Origin of the sequence: Halorubellus amylolyticus (assembly GCF_034808145.1) — an archaeon.
Lineage (GTDB): Archaea > Halobacteriota > Halobacteria > Halobacteriales > Natrialbaceae > Halorubellus.
Map to the genome: position 1 here is coordinate 173,138 of NZ_JAXHGM010000002.1, position 17,223 is coordinate 190,360.

Annotated in this window: 16 protein-coding genes; 12 read left to right on the forward strand and 4 right to left on the reverse strand. The window is 69.6% G+C overall.

Annotated features, from left to right (window positions below; all coding sequences use genetic code 11):
- Positions 1 to 662: 662 nt before the first annotated feature.
- The 4 genes from SM754_RS06630 to SM754_RS06645 form a co-directional block, all read right to left on the reverse strand.
- A complete protein-coding gene (locus tag SM754_RS06630; protein ID WP_323675440.1) occupies positions 663 to 1,235 on the reverse strand; it encodes a DUF6149 family protein in 573 nt (190 codons plus the stop codon).
- Positions 1,236 to 1,387: 152 nt separating this feature from the next.
- Positions 1,388 to 1,585, reverse strand: coding sequence for a hypothetical protein (locus SM754_RS06635; RefSeq protein ID WP_323675441.1), 198 nt, complete (start codon positions 1,583 to 1,585; stop codon positions 1,388 to 1,390).
- 347 nt (positions 1,586 to 1,932) lie between these two features.
- Complete coding sequence (locus tag SM754_RS06640; RefSeq protein ID WP_323675442.1) at positions 1,933 to 2,484, reverse strand: Hsp20/alpha crystallin family protein; 552 nt, start codon at positions 2,482 to 2,484, stop codon at positions 1,933 to 1,935.
- The gene (locus SM754_RS06645) at positions 2,484 to 3,758 is read right to left on the reverse strand and encodes a hypothetical protein (protein WP_323675443.1); all 1,275 of its coding nucleotides are present in this window, start codon (positions 3,756 to 3,758) and stop codon (positions 2,484 to 2,486) included. Before SM754_RS06645 ends, SM754_RS06640 begins: the two co-directional genes overlap by 1 nt.
- 462 nt (positions 3,759 to 4,220) lie before the next feature.
- Here SM754_RS06645 and SM754_RS06650 point away from each other — a divergent pair, with 462 nt between their 5' ends.
- From SM754_RS06650 to SM754_RS06705, 12 genes are all read left to right on the forward strand, one after another.
- Entirely contained in the window at positions 4,221 to 5,465 is a 1,245-nt protein-coding gene (locus SM754_RS06650; RefSeq protein WP_323675444.1) for an NAD(P)/FAD-dependent oxidoreductase, read from the forward strand.
- Between the two features lie 354 nt (positions 5,466 to 5,819).
- Complete coding sequence (locus tag SM754_RS06655) at positions 5,820 to 6,044, forward strand: DUF7979 domain-containing protein (RefSeq protein ID WP_323675445.1); 225 nt, start codon at positions 5,820 to 5,822, stop codon at positions 6,042 to 6,044.
- Between the two features lie 107 nt (positions 6,045 to 6,151).
- On the forward strand, positions 6,152 to 6,571 hold the full coding sequence (locus tag SM754_RS06660) for a DUF7124 domain-containing protein (RefSeq protein WP_323675446.1): 420 nt from the start codon (positions 6,152 to 6,154) through the stop codon (positions 6,569 to 6,571).
- 97 nt (positions 6,572 to 6,668) lie between these two features.
- Positions 6,669 to 7,208 (forward strand): DUF5815 family protein, encoded by a 540-nt coding sequence (locus tag SM754_RS06665; protein ID WP_323675447.1) that lies wholly within the window; start codon positions 6,669 to 6,671, stop codon positions 7,206 to 7,208.
- A 111-nt stretch (positions 7,209 to 7,319) separates the two neighbouring features.
- Complete coding sequence (locus tag SM754_RS06670; protein WP_323675448.1) at positions 7,320 to 7,550, forward strand: hypothetical protein; 231 nt, start codon at positions 7,320 to 7,322, stop codon at positions 7,548 to 7,550.
- Between the two features lie 420 nt (positions 7,551 to 7,970).
- Entirely contained in the window at positions 7,971 to 11,147 is a 3,177-nt protein-coding gene (carB, locus tag SM754_RS06675; protein ID WP_323675449.1) for a carbamoyl-phosphate synthase large subunit, read from the forward strand.
- A gap of 289 nt (positions 11,148 to 11,436) precedes the next feature.
- Positions 11,437 to 13,005, forward strand: a complete 1,569-nt coding sequence (locus tag SM754_RS06680; RefSeq protein ID WP_323675450.1) for a methyl-accepting chemotaxis protein — start codon at positions 11,437 to 11,439, stop codon at positions 13,003 to 13,005.
- Complete coding sequence (locus SM754_RS06685; protein WP_323675451.1) at positions 13,002 to 14,078, forward strand: 2Fe-2S iron-sulfur cluster-binding protein; 1,077 nt, start codon at positions 13,002 to 13,004, stop codon at positions 14,076 to 14,078. The genes SM754_RS06680 and SM754_RS06685 overlap by 4 nt, the downstream gene beginning before the upstream one ends.
- Positions 14,078 to 14,746: a hypothetical protein gene (locus SM754_RS06690; RefSeq protein ID WP_323675452.1), complete on the forward strand. Its 669-nt coding sequence runs from the start codon at positions 14,078 to 14,080 to the stop codon at positions 14,744 to 14,746. The genes SM754_RS06685 and SM754_RS06690 overlap by 1 nt, the downstream gene beginning before the upstream one ends.
- The gene (locus SM754_RS06695; protein WP_323675453.1) at positions 14,743 to 15,453 is read left to right on the forward strand and encodes a plastocyanin/azurin family copper-binding protein; all 711 of its coding nucleotides are present in this window, start codon (positions 14,743 to 14,745) and stop codon (positions 15,451 to 15,453) included. Before SM754_RS06690 ends, SM754_RS06695 begins: the two co-directional genes overlap by 4 nt.
- A gap of 36 nt (positions 15,454 to 15,489) precedes the next feature.
- On the forward strand, positions 15,490 to 16,653 hold the full coding sequence (locus SM754_RS06700) for a PrsW family intramembrane metalloprotease (protein WP_323675454.1): 1,164 nt from the start codon (positions 15,490 to 15,492) through the stop codon (positions 16,651 to 16,653).
- Positions 16,654 to 16,925: 272 nt separating this feature from the next.
- Positions 16,926 to 17,186 (forward strand): DUF8015 family protein, encoded by a 261-nt coding sequence (locus tag SM754_RS06705; RefSeq protein WP_323675455.1) that lies wholly within the window; start codon positions 16,926 to 16,928, stop codon positions 17,184 to 17,186.
- Positions 17,187 to 17,223: the final 37 nt, after the last annotated feature.

Below are 17,223 nucleotides of genomic sequence, written 5' to 3' on the forward strand. Positions count from 1 at the left end.
TCGACTTCGGCCGGGCTTGCACCGGCGTGCTGGCGTATTCACGAAGGTCGCTTGCGCGACGTCCGTTACTTGGGCTTCGCCGTCGACCACCATGGTGGTCGACCGTTGGTCCGCTACGGTTCTCCTTCGGAGCGACGACTTCGGAACCCTGTTACGGGCCCTTCAGTTGCTGCCCCTACTCAGACACGTCTCACCCGCTTGCGCGGGTCGATTCGTGCCTTGAGCGTCCGGTGAGTCCCGTCGACTCCCGGCGACGTTCGAACGAACGGCCGCAGCGATGGTAAACGTATCTGCCCGTTACTGACCAGTTGACCGCTCTATCCTGTGGTCTGGGTGTTTCAGATAGCGGTTGCTGACGCCGGTCGGGGAGCCGATGGACCGCGTGAACGAACGCTGGGGGCCGTCAGTCCTCCTCGTGCGCTGCGAGACGAGGTCTCGTGTGGTGCGAGCAACGTTCGACGCGAGTGGCGTCGTCGACGAGCCCGATCTGGAAGTGGCGAACAGGCGGTGCGCTGGTCGATACTCTGAGCTCGACCGAATACTGGCGCGAGGGTGCACCGCGCTCCCGTCCTGGCCGCTCGCGCCCGCGACTCACGTCACGCCGACCCTGGCCGCGGCTTCGCTCTTGAACGTTCGGAGAACCCGCACCGACCGCGTCGTCGTCAGTCGTCGGCGACGTACTCCTCGGGGTCGACGTCCGCCGGTTCCTCCCGGCCGCCGACCACGACCTCGCCGTCGGCGGTCTCGACGTACACGTCGTCCGCGAACCCACCCTCGGCGTAGGGATGAACCGGGTCGTCGAGCCGCTCCGGCGTCGACGGCGCGTCCGCGATACCGTCCGCGGGCAGAAACACGCCGAGGGGGTCGTCTACCGTGATACCGTGGTCGTCGAAGAACTCCGCGTACCGGTCGCGGTGCTCGCCGAGCTCGTCGCTCGGGAACTCCATCATCTCCGTCCACCCGTGGTTGTAGAAGTCGAAGTTCGCCTGCACGTGCGTGATCTCCCGGGCTTTCGCCTCCGGATAGTAGTCGAGCGCGGCGACGTACGTGTCCATCGTCGCGTCGAAGAAGTCGTCGAGGTGCTCGCGGCGCTCCTCGCGATGCGCCTCGTCGGCCTTCCCGAGGAAGATGTCCGTGTGCATGTCCACGAGCTTCCCGCGAGCGACGTCCCCGAGCACCGGCGCCGTGAGCGCCTGCTTGAACGCGAAGTGCTTGACGTTCTGGCGTATCTTCATCTCTACCTCGACGGTAACGACTCCGCAACCAAGAACGTCCCGCTGGCGGCACCGTACCGTCGGTCGCGGCCACGTCGGCGCGGTCGAACCGGCGCTCGTCCCCGGTGGTCGACGATGCGACGTCCTCGGCCACCCGACCGGCGGCGTCGCGGTCAGTCGACGTACGCCATCGCGTCCTCGGACTCGCTCGGCGTCTCGACGCTGATCTCCTGGACCGGTTTGAGGTACGTGACGCGCACGTACCCCGACCCGGCTGGTTCCACCGAGACCGTCTTCGCGGCCGCCGGCAGGTCGAGGACTTGCCCGTGCTTGCGCAGTTCCGAATCGATCTTGAAGTTGGTTCCGTGCATGGTAACGCTCCGTTACCCGAGAAACACCCACTTTCCTCGGGGCTCGGCTTCACGAACCGTATCCCACGGGGTCTTATGTCCCTTCCGAGAACGTCGGGAAACCTCACGTAATCGTCCGTTAGACGTATTCAACTGTCTGCAACGAGCCCGCAACCGTCGGCATCTGGTACCCAGTCGACGACCCGTGCTCGCGGAGCGACGCGTGGACTCGGTCGACGAGTGCGGCGCGCGCACCACGTCCTCGCGGGTCGGCTCGATTCGAGCGCTCGCGAAGAAAGACGCGCGGACCGGGATGGCGAGCCCGCACTCGACGAGGAGAGCGGGTGCGTGCTACCGGTCGCGGTCGGTCACTGGAACCCGATGCGTTTGCGGTCCTCCGCGTCGCCCTTCGGGACCTCGATGGTGCACATCCCGGCGTCGTACGTCGCCGTCGTCTCCTCGACGTCGATGGTGACGGGGAGCCGGATGGTGCGCTCGAGGTGACGCGGGCACTCGCGCTGGAGGACGCGGTGGCCCTGCGTCGGCTCCTCGCCGTCGCGTTCCCCGGCGACGATGAGCTGGTTCTCGTCGGCGTACACCGAGATGTCCGCCTTCTCGAACCCCGGCATCTCGAGTTCGACGAGGTACGACTCGGGCGTCTCCGTGACGTCCGCGCGCGGCATCGCGACCTCCGGGCCGCCGCCCGTCGGCCCCTGGACGCCGCTCGCCCCGCCGGCCGCGCCTCGGCCGGCGTCGGCGTGCGTCCCGCCCACGTCGCCGGGGTCCACACCGGGCGACGCGGTACTCGTCGCGGCTCCCGCGGACTGGGGGACGCTCATGCCCTGGTGGACGACGGGCATCCCCTGCGCCGCGAACCGCGGGTCGTCTCGGTACGGGTTCCCCGCCGGATTCCACGTCATCAGTACGACACCGGCATCTCGCCGTACGGGCCGCTCCGCGTGCCCGAGGTCACGTCGCCGGCGACGTTCGTCCCGCGGTACTGTTGCCCGTACTGCTGCCCGGTCGTCGACGCGTCCATCGACGCCTGCGAGAGCAGCGAGCCGACCGTGGTCACGGTCCCGTCCTGGAGCGTCACGGGGTCGTCGAGCCGGGGCTTCTGGATGGCGCCTGCTCCCTGGATGGGCGCTTGCTTCGACGCGTCGGACTGGATGCCTTGCGCTTGCGCGTACTGGCTCTGTTGGGTCGTCGGCGACGACCGATCGGGCTTCTGGACGGAGAGGTCACCGGCGCTCGCCCGGAGCGGTATCTTCGACACCGCCGACGCGTCGGCCGCGAACCCCGACGGCGACGGCGCCCGCTGGAACTGTTCGCCGACCGCCCTCTGGGCGAGCCCCTGAGCGTGCGGAACGGGTCCCTGTGCCTGCGGAGCGAACTCCTGAGCGCGCGCGGTGAACTGGCGACCGGACGCGGACGCCATCCCCGGAAGCTGCCCCTGGAACGCGCCGAGGGCTGCCTGCCGCGACGTGCCGACCGACGGCTCGTCGACGCGGCCACTCGCCATCGGCACGTCGATCGGCGTCCCGCCACCCGCCGAACGCGGCCGGCTCTCGACGCTCATCGCGGGCTGCTGGACGCGGCCCTGTTGGACGGGCTGTTGCGTGGGGTCCTGCTGGATGGGCTGTTGCGTGAATCCCTGTTGACTGGGTTGCTGGGCGTGGCTCTGCTGGATGGGTTGTTGCGTGAGGCCCTGTTGGACGGGCTGTTGCGTGAAGCCCTGCTGGATGGGCTGTTGCGTGGGGTCCTGCTGGATGGGCTGTTGAGCGCGGCCCTGTTGGATTGGCTGTGTCGCCTGGTACCCTATCGGGGTCTGAGTTGGCTGGGTCGCGTGTATCGGCTGGTGCGCGCTCGCGGAGTTCCCGTGCTCGACGGCACCGAACGGCTGCTTCGGTGCGTCGACGCCGCTCCCGGCCTGCCGTTCGTATCCCTGGGCCTGCAGTTGCCGGTCGTACGTCTGGACCCCGCGTGGGTCCGCCGCCTGGCTCGGTGCCTGCTGCGCGACACCCCGTTGCGGCGCGTGCTGTTGCTGGGTCCCGTAGGCCTGCGAGCCGAAGAACGCACCCGTGCCGGACATCTGGCCCTGCGCTCCTGTGGCGCGCGTCGCTTCGAGACTGCGCTGGTCGGTGAACTGCGGGTCTGTCGACGCCGTCGGAATACTGCTAGTGTTCTGGTACATTTGTGGGTCGTGGCTCGCGCGCTCACCGCTACGGCGCTGCGTGGAGCCACGACGAGACGAGGCGCGAAAACAGCATAAAGAGAGCCGACCTTTCACCCGAGTAGGTCCCTGATTCGGGTCGGTAAGCCCGATAGCGAGGCACGGATAACGACCGATGCACGACCTCTATTCATCGTGATGTGTTCGAGTAACTCGGGGTTTCCGAGCGGCGACGCACAGTAGGCGACCGGAGCCGATATCGACGACGCTACCCGACTGGCAGCCGGACGCCAACCGACGGCAGTCGAACGACCACCGTCGGCAACTGGTCGGTACCGGTCGAGGACTGGCGGCGACGCCGGCGCGAGCACGGACCGACGTAACCCGGCCTTGGGCGGTGCTTGCACGCGAAACGAACGGTTCACGCGGCCAGGTTCTCGGAGATAGCAACCCACTTTAACCCCCGTACCGAACGGTTCGGACATGACCGAATCGTACGTGATCATCGGCGACGGCATCGCGGGGTCCTCTGCAGCGGAGACACTCCGAGAGGAGGCGCCGGACGCCGACATCACCGTCATCACGGACGAGGGGGAAGCCCTCTACAATCGCATCCTCATCAAGGAGTTCGCGAAGGGCAAGATGCCCGAAGCACCCATCTCCATCCACGACGGGAGCTGGTACGAGGAGCGAGACATCGAACTGGAACTGAACACGCACGTCACGACCATCGACGTCGACGGCCACGAGATCAAGACGCACTCGGGTGACGTCATCGAGTACGACAAGCTGCTGGTCGCGACCGGTGGGACGCCGACGCAGCTGCCCGTCGAGAACTCCGACGCCGAGGGCGTCCATCACTTCTGGACGTTCCAGGACGCGCGCGGCATCGAGGAGCACGCCGCGGAAGCCGACACCGGGCTCGTCGTGGGGGCGGGCCTGCTCGGCATCGACCTCGCCGCGATCTGTGGTGCGCAGGACGTCGACGCGAAGTACCTGATGCGCGGGGACTGCTGGTGGCGGTACGCGCTCAGCGAGGAGGGCGCGGAGATCATCCACGACGGCCTCCGCGAGAAGGGCGTCGAGCCCGTGTTCCAGTCCGGCGTCGACCACTTCACGACGGACGAGGACGGCGCGGTGACGGGTGCGGTCGACCCGAACGGCGTCGAGCACGACGGTGACTTCGTCGGCGTCGCCATCGGCCTGAACTTCAACACGGAGTTCCTCCGCGGAACCGGTATCGAGCTGGACGACGGCATCGTCGTCGACGAGTACATGCAGACGGACGTCGAGGACGTGTACGCGGCCGGTGACCTGACGAAGTTCCACGACGTCCTGCTCGGCGAGCAGGCGCAGAACGGGTCGTGGGGGAGCGCGAAGGAACAGGGTCAGATCGCGGCGAAGAACATGGTTGCGGACGCGGAGGAGGCGGTGTTCGAGTGGGTGTCGTCGTACTCCATCACGCACTTCGACTTCCCGTTCCTCTCGTTCGGACATCCGACGCAGGGCGACGATTACGTGGAGCAGAAGTACTCGGACACGGAGTGGCGTCGCGTCGTGTTCAACGACGGGAAGGTCATCGGTGGCGTGCTCATCGGCGACCTGGCACCGCAGACGAAGTTGAAGAAGCTCGCTCGCGAGCAGCGCGACCTCACCGGACAGAAGGAGGTCCTGCTCGACGAGGAACTGGACCTCGATCGGTTGGACGCGCCGGAAGCCGAGCAGTAGGCCGTCCTCGTTCCGCGTCGTCGTTCTTCTGCCGACAGTTCGGCTCGTAGACCGCGGGTCGTCGAGCGGTCGTTCCGTAGTCAGTGGTTCGCCGATAGGTGGTTCTGTCGTCTGACGGTCGTTGAGCGTTCACTCTGCCGGTCGTGGTGCTGGTGGGTCGGGGGCCGTCGTTCGAGTAGGCGGTTGCTACGTGGTGCTGGTGTAGTTCGTGTCCGGGTGTCGTCGGTGAGCGATGGCAGCTTGGGACGCGTCGTTGGGGTGTTGGGTGGTGATTCGTGGGGTTGTCGTGTCGCGGCGGTTTGGGTCGTCAACGCCAACCTTTATTAGAAATCATGCTATACTGTACCATGCCCCATGGCAGTTAGTGACACCACGAGCGGCGCTCTGCGGTTACGCCGTACCGAATCCGTCCCAGCGGACGCGACGGTCAAGCACGTCGACCAGCTCCGGGAACGGACCTACAGACGGGTTGCACGCGCGACCGACGGCTCGGTCGTCGAGATAGACGCGACGTCGACGCGACTCTCCGCGGGGGACGTCGTGGTGTTCACCGACTACCTACGCGTCGAACGCGCCTGACTGGGGGCGAGCGCGTTCTCTCCGAACACGACCACGTAGCGATCGCGTCGTTCGCCCAGTCGAGGCAGACCGACACGTTCTTTCGCCGCGACCGGCCATCTTCGTGCATGAACGGGCCCGACAGTGGCACGATGACGCTGGCGTTCGAGCTCTCCGCGCTCCAGGCGCTCGCGGACCCCGAGGCCGTGTTCGACGACGCGCGACGCTGGGCGAAGTACGTCGGCGTCGTCTCGGACGAACCGACGTACGTCGTCACGAACTTCACGCGGAAGAACCGCGTCCGCCAGGACTTCTTCTCGGGGCCGCGCGGCCGCGAGGAGAGTCTGGAGAGCGTCCACGAGCAGTTCGACACCGACCGGCACGTGTTCGTCGGCACCGAGGACGGAGACGCGGACCTCGCCGACCGCGTCGACTGGGAGTACCTCGCCGTCGAGGACGCCGCGGACGCCGCCGACTGGACGCTCGCGACCGCCACCGCGACCGAGGACGCCGGCGACGAGGAGCCGGTCCGCGACGACTGGCCCTGACCGGAGGCGGGTTCGAGGAGTCACGACCGGGCGTCGTCCCGACGTGCGACGACCGGGAGTCGCGGCCCTTTTACGCGCTCGTTCCGAACGCGCTCGTATGCCTGAGCCGCGGGTTCCGGGTGACGACGCGCCGAGTAGCGCACTGGAGCTGTCCTGTGGCGAGCGCGTCGACGTGAAGGACCTGGACATGGGCGTCCGCGATATCTCGTGTGCGTGCGGCGAGACGCACGCGGTCGTGCAGGACGTCCATCCGCCGTCGCGGTTCTTCCCCGAGAGCCTCGTCGCGGTCCTCCAGGAGACCATCGAGCCGGAGGACGACTTCGACGAGTTCGGCACCATCCACCTCATGGGCGTCGTCCTCGAGGAGTTCCCGGCCGAGGTCGCCGTGAAGGACGTGAGCGACGACGGGAGCGTCGGGTACTCGATGGTGTGGGTGACCGAGTTCGACTCGCGGCGCCTCCACGAGATCGTCGTGGAGCTCGTCGTCGAGCTGATGGAGCACGCGATCTCGCACGCGGAGGACCAGAACGCCGTCGAGGAGTTCGAACGGCAGATGCTGGAGTTCGACGTCGCGGAGTTCGTCGAGGCGTACCGCTCGCAGCGTGACTTCGCGGACGAGCACGACACTGCGTTATAGTTCGGTGCCGCCGTCGACGGCGGCGGCGTTGGCGCGCTCGTCGGCCGTACGCGTGTGATTCTGTCGCACCCGGGGCGTCGTTTTATGCTGCTCGCGCGCGTGCGTTGACGTGTGACTCCCGTGGACCACGGCGAGTTCGAGCGGATCCGTGACGTACTGGCGAGTGCAGGTATCGAGGAGCCGCTGTCGGCGAGCGAGATCGTCGCCGTGCTCGACGAGCGCGGCGTGGACGTCGACAGCACGCACCGGGTCGCGACGGTACTCGGCCGGCGAGCCGAGTCGGGGGCGGTCGAGGTCGTCGGCGAGGACCCGCCGTACCGGTATCGGTTCGTCGGCGAGTAGCGCGTCGCTCCGCAGTCGTGCGGTGGCGGTGCGGTCGGTCGTTCGTGCGGTGGCGGTGCGGTCGGTGGAACGCGACGAGTCTCTTCGTTCTCGCGGGACGAGTTCGACGGGCGCATCGAGTGTGATGAGGACGTACGGGTCGGTGTCGTCGACGACGAGCGAGGCTGGCTTCGGGGTGGGAGGACGAGCACGTGCCGGTCGTCCGCGACGGGCGGTGCCGTGACGGATGCGTTCGTGGTGTCGGGCACGTCGTCCCGCGTTGCCCGGCGAGCGGGTGATTCTCCGGGACGAGTGGGAGTGACTGGCGCGGCAGCGGCCCCTCCCGCCCGGCAATATTTCGAACTTCGAAATCGAGTTACGCTTCTCGTACTCTATCGTGGGTCTTATTACGATGTGCGGACTGGACACCGGTAAGCAATCATGACCGGCGGGACACCATCCGACGACGACGCGGACGGACGCACCATCCTCCTCATCGGCTCCGGCCCCATCCAGATCGGGCAGGCCGCGGAGTTCGACTACTCCGGCGCGCAGGCCTGTCGCGCGCTCCAGGAGGAGGGCGCGCGAGTCGTCCTCGTGAACTCGAACCCGGCGACGATCATGACCGACCCCGAGATGGCCGACGAGGTCTACATCGAGCCCATCACGACCGACGCCATCGCGGAGGTCATCGAGCGCGAGCAGCCCGACGGCGTCATCGCCGGTCTCGGCGGGCAGACCGGCCTGAACGTCACCGCCGAGCTGGCGGAGGAGGGCGTGCTCGACGAGCACGACGTCGAGATCATGGGGACGCCACTGGACACCATCTACGCGACTGAGGACCGCGACCTGTTCCGCGAGCGCATGGAGTCCATCGGCGAGCCCGTCCCGAAGTCGGTCACGATCAACAGCGTCGACGAGATCGAGGACGCCGTCGAGACCGTCGGCGGGCTTCCCGTCATCATGCGGACGACGTACACGCTCGGTGGCGCCGGGTCCGGCGTCGTCGAGGAGATGGACGAACTCAAGGAGCGCGTCCGCAAGGGCCTCCGGCTGTCGCGGAACAACGAGGTCATGATCACGGAGTCCATCGACGGCTGGGTCGAACTCGAGTACGAGGTGATGCGGGACGGCGACGACTCCTGCATCATCATCTGCAACATGGAGAACATCGACCCGATGGGCATCCACACGGGCGAGAGCACGGTCGTCACGCCCAGTCAGGTCATCCCGGACGAGGGCCACCAGCAGATGCGCGACAGCGCGCTGAAGGTCATCCGCGAACTCGGCATCGAGGGCGGCTGTAACATCCAGCACGCGTGGCGCGACGACGGGACGCCCGGCGGCGAGTACCGCGTCGTCGAGGTGAACCCGCGTGTCTCACGGTCGTCGGCGCTCGCGTCGAAGGCGACGGGATACCCGATCGCTCGCGTGACGGCGAAGGTCGCGCTCGGCAAGAAGCTGCACGAGATCGACAACGAGATCACGGGCGAGACGACGGCTGCGTTCGAGCCCGCGATCGACTACGTCGTCACGAAGGTCCCGCGCTGGCCGCAGGACAAGTTCCCGGAGACGGACTTCGAGCTGTCGACCGCGATGAAGTCGACGGGGGAGGCGATGGCGATCGGGCGGACGTTCGAGGAGAGCCTCCTGAAGGCGCTCCGGTCGAGCGAGTACGACCCGGACGTCGATTGGGAGGCGCTGAGCGACGCGGAACTGGAGGCCGAGTACCTGGTGCGGCCGAGTCCGGACCGGCCGTACGCGATGTTCGAGGCGTTCGACCGCGGCTACAGCGTCGAGGACGTCATCGAACTCACGGACATCCACGAGTGGTACGTGGAGCGGTTCGCGAACGTCGCGCACGCGGCGCAGGCGGCCCAGGAGGGCGACTTCGAGCGTGCGGGCGAGGTCGGGTTCACGAACGCGGAGGTCGCGGCGCTCGCGAGCGACGGCGGGCGGGTCGCGGAGGCACCGACCGGTGACGTCGGGACGGGGACGACCATCGAGGAGGTGGAGGCGGCGACGCCCGAGCGTTCGTTCAAGCAGGTGGACACGTGCGCGGGCGAGTTCGCGGCGTCGACGCCGTACTACTACTCGGCGCGCCAGCCCTCGCACGTCGGGAGCCGGTACCGGAACGAGCTTCAGGTCGACCCGGAGATGGAGAGCGTCGTCGTCGTCGGCGGCGGCCCCATCCGCATCGGGCAGGGCGTCGAGTTCGACTACTGTTCGGTGCACGCGGTGCAGGCCCTGGAGGAGCTGGGTATCGACGCGCACGTCGTGAACAACAACCCGGAGACGGTGAGTACGGACTACGACACGAGCGACGGGTTGTTCTTCGAGCCCATCACCGCGGAGGAGATCGCGGACGTGGTCGCGGCGACGGACGCGGACGGCGTGATGGTGCAGTTCGGCGGGCAGACGTCCGTGAACGTCGGCGAGCCGCTCGAATCCGAGCTCGCGCGCCGCGAGCTCGACTGCGAGGTGCTGGGGACGAGCGTCGAGGCGATGGACCTCGCGGAGGACCGCGACCGCTTCAACGTCCTGATGGACGAGCTCGGTATCGCGCAGCCCGACGGTGGGAGTGCGACGAGCGAGGCGGAGGCGCTCGACCTCGCTCGGGACATCGGGTATCCGGTGCTCGTTCGCCCGAGCTACGTGCTCGGTGGGCGCGCGATGGAGGTCGTCCACGACGACGAGGAACTGAAGCAGTACGTCGAGGAAGCCGTCCGCGTGAGTCCGGACAAGCCCATCCTCGTCGACGAGTTCCTCGCGGGCGCGGTCGAACTGGACGTCGACGCGGTCAGCGACGGCGAGGACGTCCTCATCGGCGGTATCATGGAGCACGTCGAGAGCGCGGGCGTGCACTCGGGTGACTCGGCGTGCGTCATCCCGCCGCGGTCGCTCGACGACGAGACGACCCGGCGCGTCCGCGGCGTCGTCGAGGACATCGCGAGCGCGCTCGACACGGTCGGTCTCCTGAACGTCCAGCTCGCCGTCCAGGGCGGCGAGGTGTACGTCCTGGAGGCGAACCCGCGCTCCTCGCGTACCGTCCCGTTCGTGTCGAAGGCGACGGGCGTCCCGATCGCGAAGCTCGCGGCGAAGGTCATGGCCGGGGAGACGCTCGCGGACCTCGACGTCGCCGAGCAGGTCCCCGAGCACTTCTCGGTGAAGGAGGTCGTGCTGCCGTTCGACCGCCTGCCGAACTCGGACCCGCGGCTCGGCCCGGAGATGAAGTCGACGGGCGAGGTCATGGGGACCGCGAGCTCGTTCGGGATGGCGTACTGGAAGGCCCAGGACGCCGCCGGGAACGCCGTGAACACGGGCGGGAAGGCCGTGGTGTCGCTCGCGGGCGACGACGGCGACCTCCCCGAGCGGTTCGGCGACTTCTTCACGGTCGTCGAGTTCGACGACGTCTCGCAGGCCGTCATCGACGGCGCGGTGGACTTCCTCGTGAGCGACGACCCCGAGGCGTTGCAGACCGCGGTCGAGGAGGACATCGCGTACCTCTCGACGGAAGCGGCGGCCGAGGCGTACCTCGACGCGCTCGCCGCGTGCGACGGCGACCTCGAGGTCCTCCCCGTGGGCAAGCGCCCGCGCCGCACCGAGGACTGGGGCTGACGACGACGGTTCGACGAGCGAGGTGGCGGCGACGGTTCGACGCCGGTGCGAGCGCACGGGTGCGTCGCCGCGCTGGCGGTGCGAGGGCCCGAAGTACGTCGCCGCGGTGACAGTGCGATGCGTGTCGTCACGCGACCGGTGCGGGCGAGCGTCCGGGGCGGCGAGGACGGCGCCAGACTGATTCTTGCAGTCCGTCTACGTGCGTATCAGCGTCGATTGCGGTGCTTTTGGTGCGAATTTGGGACTGATTAGGGAAAATACCCTTGAGGGTCTGGTCGCAGGTTCGGCCATGGCTAGAGGGGTCCTTCGAACAGGGGTAGGCGCGCTCGTCCGTCGCGCTCGCAGGGGCGTCGACCCGCGGGCGTCGGTGACGGGGAAGTTCGTCGCGGCGGCGCTCGCCGCGATCGGGGTCGCGTTCGTCGTCGTCGCGGTGGCGGTGTGGCAGGCGACGGTGGCGCTCGACGCGACCTACGCGGAGGCACAGGCGATCTACCGCGGCGGCGTCCTCGCGTTCGCGACGCTGTCGGTCGGTGTCGTGGTGGCGTTCGCGTTCGTCGAACGGTCCGTCGTCGCGGGGCTGCGCGACCTGGACCGGGAGACGCGCAAGGCCGTCGAGACCGGACGGTACGAGGCGGCGTTCGAGCCGACGCGACGCGACGAGGTCGGACAGCTCGCGTGGAGCGTCGCGGAGTTACGCGACCAGCTGGGAGAGCAGGTCGCGACCGTCGAGTCGCTGAACCGCGAGCTGGCGGCGACGGCGACCGCGCAGACGCGGACGCTGTCGTCGGTCCGCCGCGGGGACCTGACGGGGCGGATGGACGAGGAGACGGGCGTCCCGCAGTTCGACGCGCTCGCCACCGGGTTCAACGAGATGATGGCGCAGATGGAGACGATGGTCGGGGAGGTCCGCGCGTTCTCGCGGTCGGTCGCGGACGCGGCGCGGGAGGCGGACGAGAACGCGGGCGCGGCCAAGGCCGGGACGCGGCGCGTGACCGAGGCGACCGCCTCCATCAGCGACGGCGTCGAAGCGCAGCACGCGGAGCTGGAGGAGACCGCGGACGCGATGGCGGCCCTCCTGGAGCGCGTGCGGACGGTGGCGCGGTCGGCGGGCGCGGTCGCCGAGCAGTCCGAGCGCGCGGCCGGGACGACGAGCGAGGGCGCGGACGCGGCGACGGACGCGCTCGCGGAGCTGGAGGAGATAGAGGCGCGGATGGCGGCGTCGGTCGACGGTATCGAGTCGCTCGCGGGGACCGTCGACGAGGTCGCGGACCTCGCGGACGAGGTCCGGGACCTGACGAACCAGACCGAGCATCTCGCGATGAACACGGCGCTGGAGGCGAAGAAGACGAGCGACGACGGGAGCATGACGCATCTCGGCGAGCAGATACAGCAGCTGTCGAACGACACGGAGACGGCGGCGGCGGCGATCGAGGACGGCCTCGGCGAGGTCGCTGCGGACACGGAGGCGGCGCTCGCGGAGATCGAGCGCACGCAGGACGCGCTCGACCGGGGCGCGGACACCATCGAGGACGCGCTCGGGGCGTTCGAGGACGTCGAGCGCGTGGTGGTGGCGACCGCGGAGGACGCGACCCGCATCGACGAGGCGACGGACGCGGGGACCGAGCGCGCGGCGGCGGTCCGCGAGAACGTCGCGTCGGTCCGCGAGATCGGCGCGGAGACGGCGACGGAGGCCAGCGACGTGGCGGCGACGGCGCGCCAGCAGCAGGCGGTCATCGAGCGCATCGAGGCGCGCGTGGACTGGCTGGCCGACGGCGCGGGGGAGCTGGAGCGAGCGCTCGACGAGTTCACGGTGCGGTCGTCTGCGGTCCCGGAGCGGGCCGTGGAGGGCTCGCGATGACGGACGACGCGCCCGCTGGCGCCGAGGACGCGACCGACGGCGGTGAGGGGTCCGACGGCGAGTTCGTGTTCGGTGGCGCGGAGGCGGTCGACGCCGAGTCGACCCCGACGACCGGTGTGGTCGGGCCGTCGCCGGCGCTGGACCCGGCGGACGTCGTTCGTATACAACTGGACGCCATCGTGGCGGGCGACGTGGACGCGACGGCGGCGCGTGCGGCGGGCGACGTTCCGGGGAGCGTGCGGACGCTGTTCGATTTCGCGACGCCGTCGTTCCGGGACGCGCACGGCGACCTGGACGGGTTCGCGGCGACGTTCCTCGGCCCGATCTACGACCGGCTCGTCGGCGCGACCGACGTCGAACGCGGTCCGGGCGAGCGCGACGGCGACCGGTACGCGCAGGCGGTGCTCGCGCGCCACCCCGACGGCGACCGCACGTACGAGTTCGTGCTCGCGAAGCGCGCCGGCGGGAAGTACGACGGCTGCTGGCTCACGGAGGCCGTGGACCTGACCTACGACGGCGAGAGCCCGTCGTTCCGGCGGACGCCGACGGTGACGTTCGGCGACCGGTCGGTGACGTGCGAGGTCGGCGACCAGCTGCGCGCGGTCCTGCTGTCCGCGGAGGGGTACTCGCCGCACAACGACGTGACGCAGGTCGCGAACTGCGGCGGGAACGGGCTCTGCGGGACGTGCGCGGTGTCCTGCGACGGCGAGGTCGACGAGATGGACGAACGGGAGCAGCGTCGGCTGTCGCTCCCGCCGCACGACGCCGAGAGCGGCCTGCGGCTCTCCTGCCAGACGCACGTCGAGGGCGACGTCGTCGTCGAGAAGCACGGCGGGTACTGGGGACAGCACGTCGAGGACGTCGCCGGTCGGGACGACGGCGACGCGACCGACGCCGCGGACGCGGCGAGCGCCGCGGTGGACGCCGAGGGCGCGCCGATGGACGGCGGCCCCGACGACGCGTCGCCCGTCGACCCGGCGTCCGTGGTGGCGGTGACGGACGCGGAGTACGCCGGCGAGTACGAGTACGCCGCGGACGGCGCTGCCGGCGCGGCGTCGGGGGGTGGTCGGTGATGATGGACACCGCCGCGAGCCAGACCGACGAGTCGATGCGCGACGGGTTCGGTCTCGACGCGTTCCTCGTCGTCGGTGCGGTGCTCGCGGCCGTCGGGTGGGGTGGCACGCAGTTCCTGGCGTCGTCGCCGGGGCTGGCGCTCGACGTCCTCGGGTTCGAGGCGGCGGTCGTCGTCGTCGCGTACTGGCTGGTCGCGAGCGTCGGCATGGTGGCGCTCGCGCTCGCGGCCGGGCAGCGCGTCGTCCGGTACAGCCCGCTGCTGTGGGCGTGGGGCGTCCTCGTCTCGCTCGCGCTCCTCGCGGACGTCGCGGTCGTCCTCGGCGCGTTCGGCCCCGAACTCGGGCGGACGCTCCTGTGGACGCCGTGGCCGGTCGTCATCGGCCTCGGGTTCGCGCTCACGGGCGTCGTCGCGGCGCACCGGGCCCGTGGCGCGTACCTCGTCGGCGCGCTCGCCGCCGGCCTCGTCGTCCTCGCCGCGGTCCTGTTCCCGTCCACGGTCGCCGACTGGGCGTTCGCCGCGACGGGCGTCGTCCACGCGCTCCCGCTGCTCGTCGACGCGCGGGCCGGGGACGGCGACGCGGACGCGGCCGAGGACGACGCGGGAACCGGCTACGAGTTCCGCGAGCTCGACCGCGTCGGCGACGACGCCGAGGAGGGCGGCGCATGACCGACCGCGAGACCGCTCCCCGCATCGACGACGGCGCCGAATCCGACGCCCGCGACGCGAGCGACCGCGGAGGATGCGACCACGCGGAGCGCGACCACGGTCGGCGGCGCGTGCTCGCCGTCGCGGGCGCGTCGCTCTCGGCGCTCGCGACCGCCGGCTGCCTCTCGAACCCCTGGGGGCCCGCCCGGCCAGGTGCGCGCTCGTCGACGGCCACCGCCGACGGCGGCGAGTCCGCGCCCGCGACCGCGACGACCCGTGGGAGCGAGCCGACCACGGACGCCGACGCGGACACGACCCGCGTCGACGCGACGAGCGGTGACGACGGCGACACCACCGTGGCCGACGAGACGACGGAGGCGACGACGACCGAGCCGACCGCGACCGAGACGGCGACTGCGGTCCCCCCCGAGGAGCGGGAACCCGACCAGGTCGTCGAGGTCGCGCCCGACGGGTTCCGGTTCGCGCCGGAGACGTTCACGATCGACGCTGGCGACACCGTCCACTGGCAGTGGAAGGACTCCGGGCACAACGTCCGCGTCCGCGAGAAACCGGACGCGTCTGACTGGACCGGGACGCCCGGCGACGCGTCGGACACGTACGGGGAGGGCTACCTGCACGCGCACACGTTCGACGAGCCCGGCGAGTACGAGTGCTTCTGCGCTCCGCACCAGACCCTCGGCCTCGAAGGGTCGTTCACCGTCCGCTGACGCCGGCGAACGGTTGACGACGAGCGGCCGGCGGAAGTGGCCGACGACGAGCGGCCGACGGGAGCGGTCGACGGCGAGCGCCCCGCGTTCGCTCGCATCGGCCGCGAGACTACGTATCTTGGCCGTACCTACTCCCAGCGCGGCGTGCTCGTCGAGCGTACGATGGGGTCGACCGAGAACGACGGCGACGAACCTGCCGGCGCCGACGGTGGGACCGTCGACGACCGCGGCGACCGCTCCGCTTCGACCGGAGGGCTCGTCGCCGACGGCGGGTACGAGGTATCGACGTGGGAGCCCCGGACCGCGCTCGACCGCCTGGCGGTCGCGGTGTACTCGGGGCTGGTCGCGAGCGCGCGCTGGGCGGTGGTCGCGCTCGCCGTGATGGCGTTCACCGCCCAGCTCGGCCTGGTCGTGTTCGGTATCACGGTCCGGCCGACGCTCGGCGTCCTCACGGTCGCGTCCATCCTGCCCGCGCTCGTCATCGTCGGCGTCATCTGGTACCAGAACCCGACGATGCGCGAACCCGTCTGGCCGCTCGCCGCCACGTTCCTGCTGTCGGTCCTGCTCGCGAGCTTCGCGGCGGTCGCGAACTCCGCGCTCAAGTCCGTCATCACGGCGTCCGTCCCGAGCGTGCTCGCGCTCGTCGTCTTCTTCTTCCTCGTCGTCGGCCCCGTCGAGGAGACCGTGAAATGGCTCGCGATTCGACTGTACGCGTACCGGAGTTCGGCGTTCGACGCCGTCATCGACGGCGCCGTGTACGGCGCGGTCGCCGGCCTCGGGTTCGCGACCATCGAGAACGCGCTGTACATCTCGCGCGCGGTCATCGACGCCGGCGGGTTCCAGGCCGCCCAGAGCCTCCAGGGGGCGTTCGAGGTCGCGACCTCGCGGTCGTTCGTCGGCCCCGGGCACGTGCTGTACTCCGCCATCGCCGGCTACTACCTCGGGCTCGCGAAGTTCAGCGACGACCACTGGGGTCCCATCGTCGTCAAGGGACTGCTCATCGCTGCCGGCGTCCACGCGACGTACAACACGATCGTCACCGTGGTCGACTTCGGCGCGTTCCCGCTCGTCGACGGCGGCGTCGGGTTCGTCCTGTTCGTGTTCGCGTTCGAGGGCGCCGTCGGGTACGTCCTCTACCGGAAGCTCTCGCGGTACAACCGGTACTACCGAGCGGGCGCGACCCACGCGAACGGCGACTGACCGCGAAACCGGACGTCCCCGGGCGCGTCGCCTTCGACCGGCCGCCGGAGTCTCGTCGACGACGCCGTCGCGCGCCAGCTCCACTCTAGTAGCGATATTATTCAGCGATAATCTAACGAAGCAAGACTGACACTCGATGGCGGTTCGTTGACGGTTCGGTGGCGGTTCGATGGCGGTTCGAACGTGGTTTTCGGCGAAATTTTTACTACGGAACCGTTCGTACGTTCGGACCGGATCGAGCCATGGAACGACCGGATTCCGACCAGCGAACGGTGGTATCGCGCACGACAACGACCGACGTCGGCGTGTCCCGGTACGACGTCGCGCTGGGCGTCATCCCGGTGCTCCTCGCGTTGCCGGCGCTCGCCGCGGCGCTGACCGGACTGCCGGTCGAACCGCTCGTCGGCGTCGGCGCGGTCGCGTGCGCGCTCGTCGTCGTCGACGTCTGTTTCCTGCATCCGCCGGGCGACGACCGCGGCATCGACGAGGCCGACGACGGTCGCGACGGTCCGGCCGTCGGACGGGGTAGGTAAGTCGCTCGATAGCGGCATCGAAGCGGTCGCACGGAAC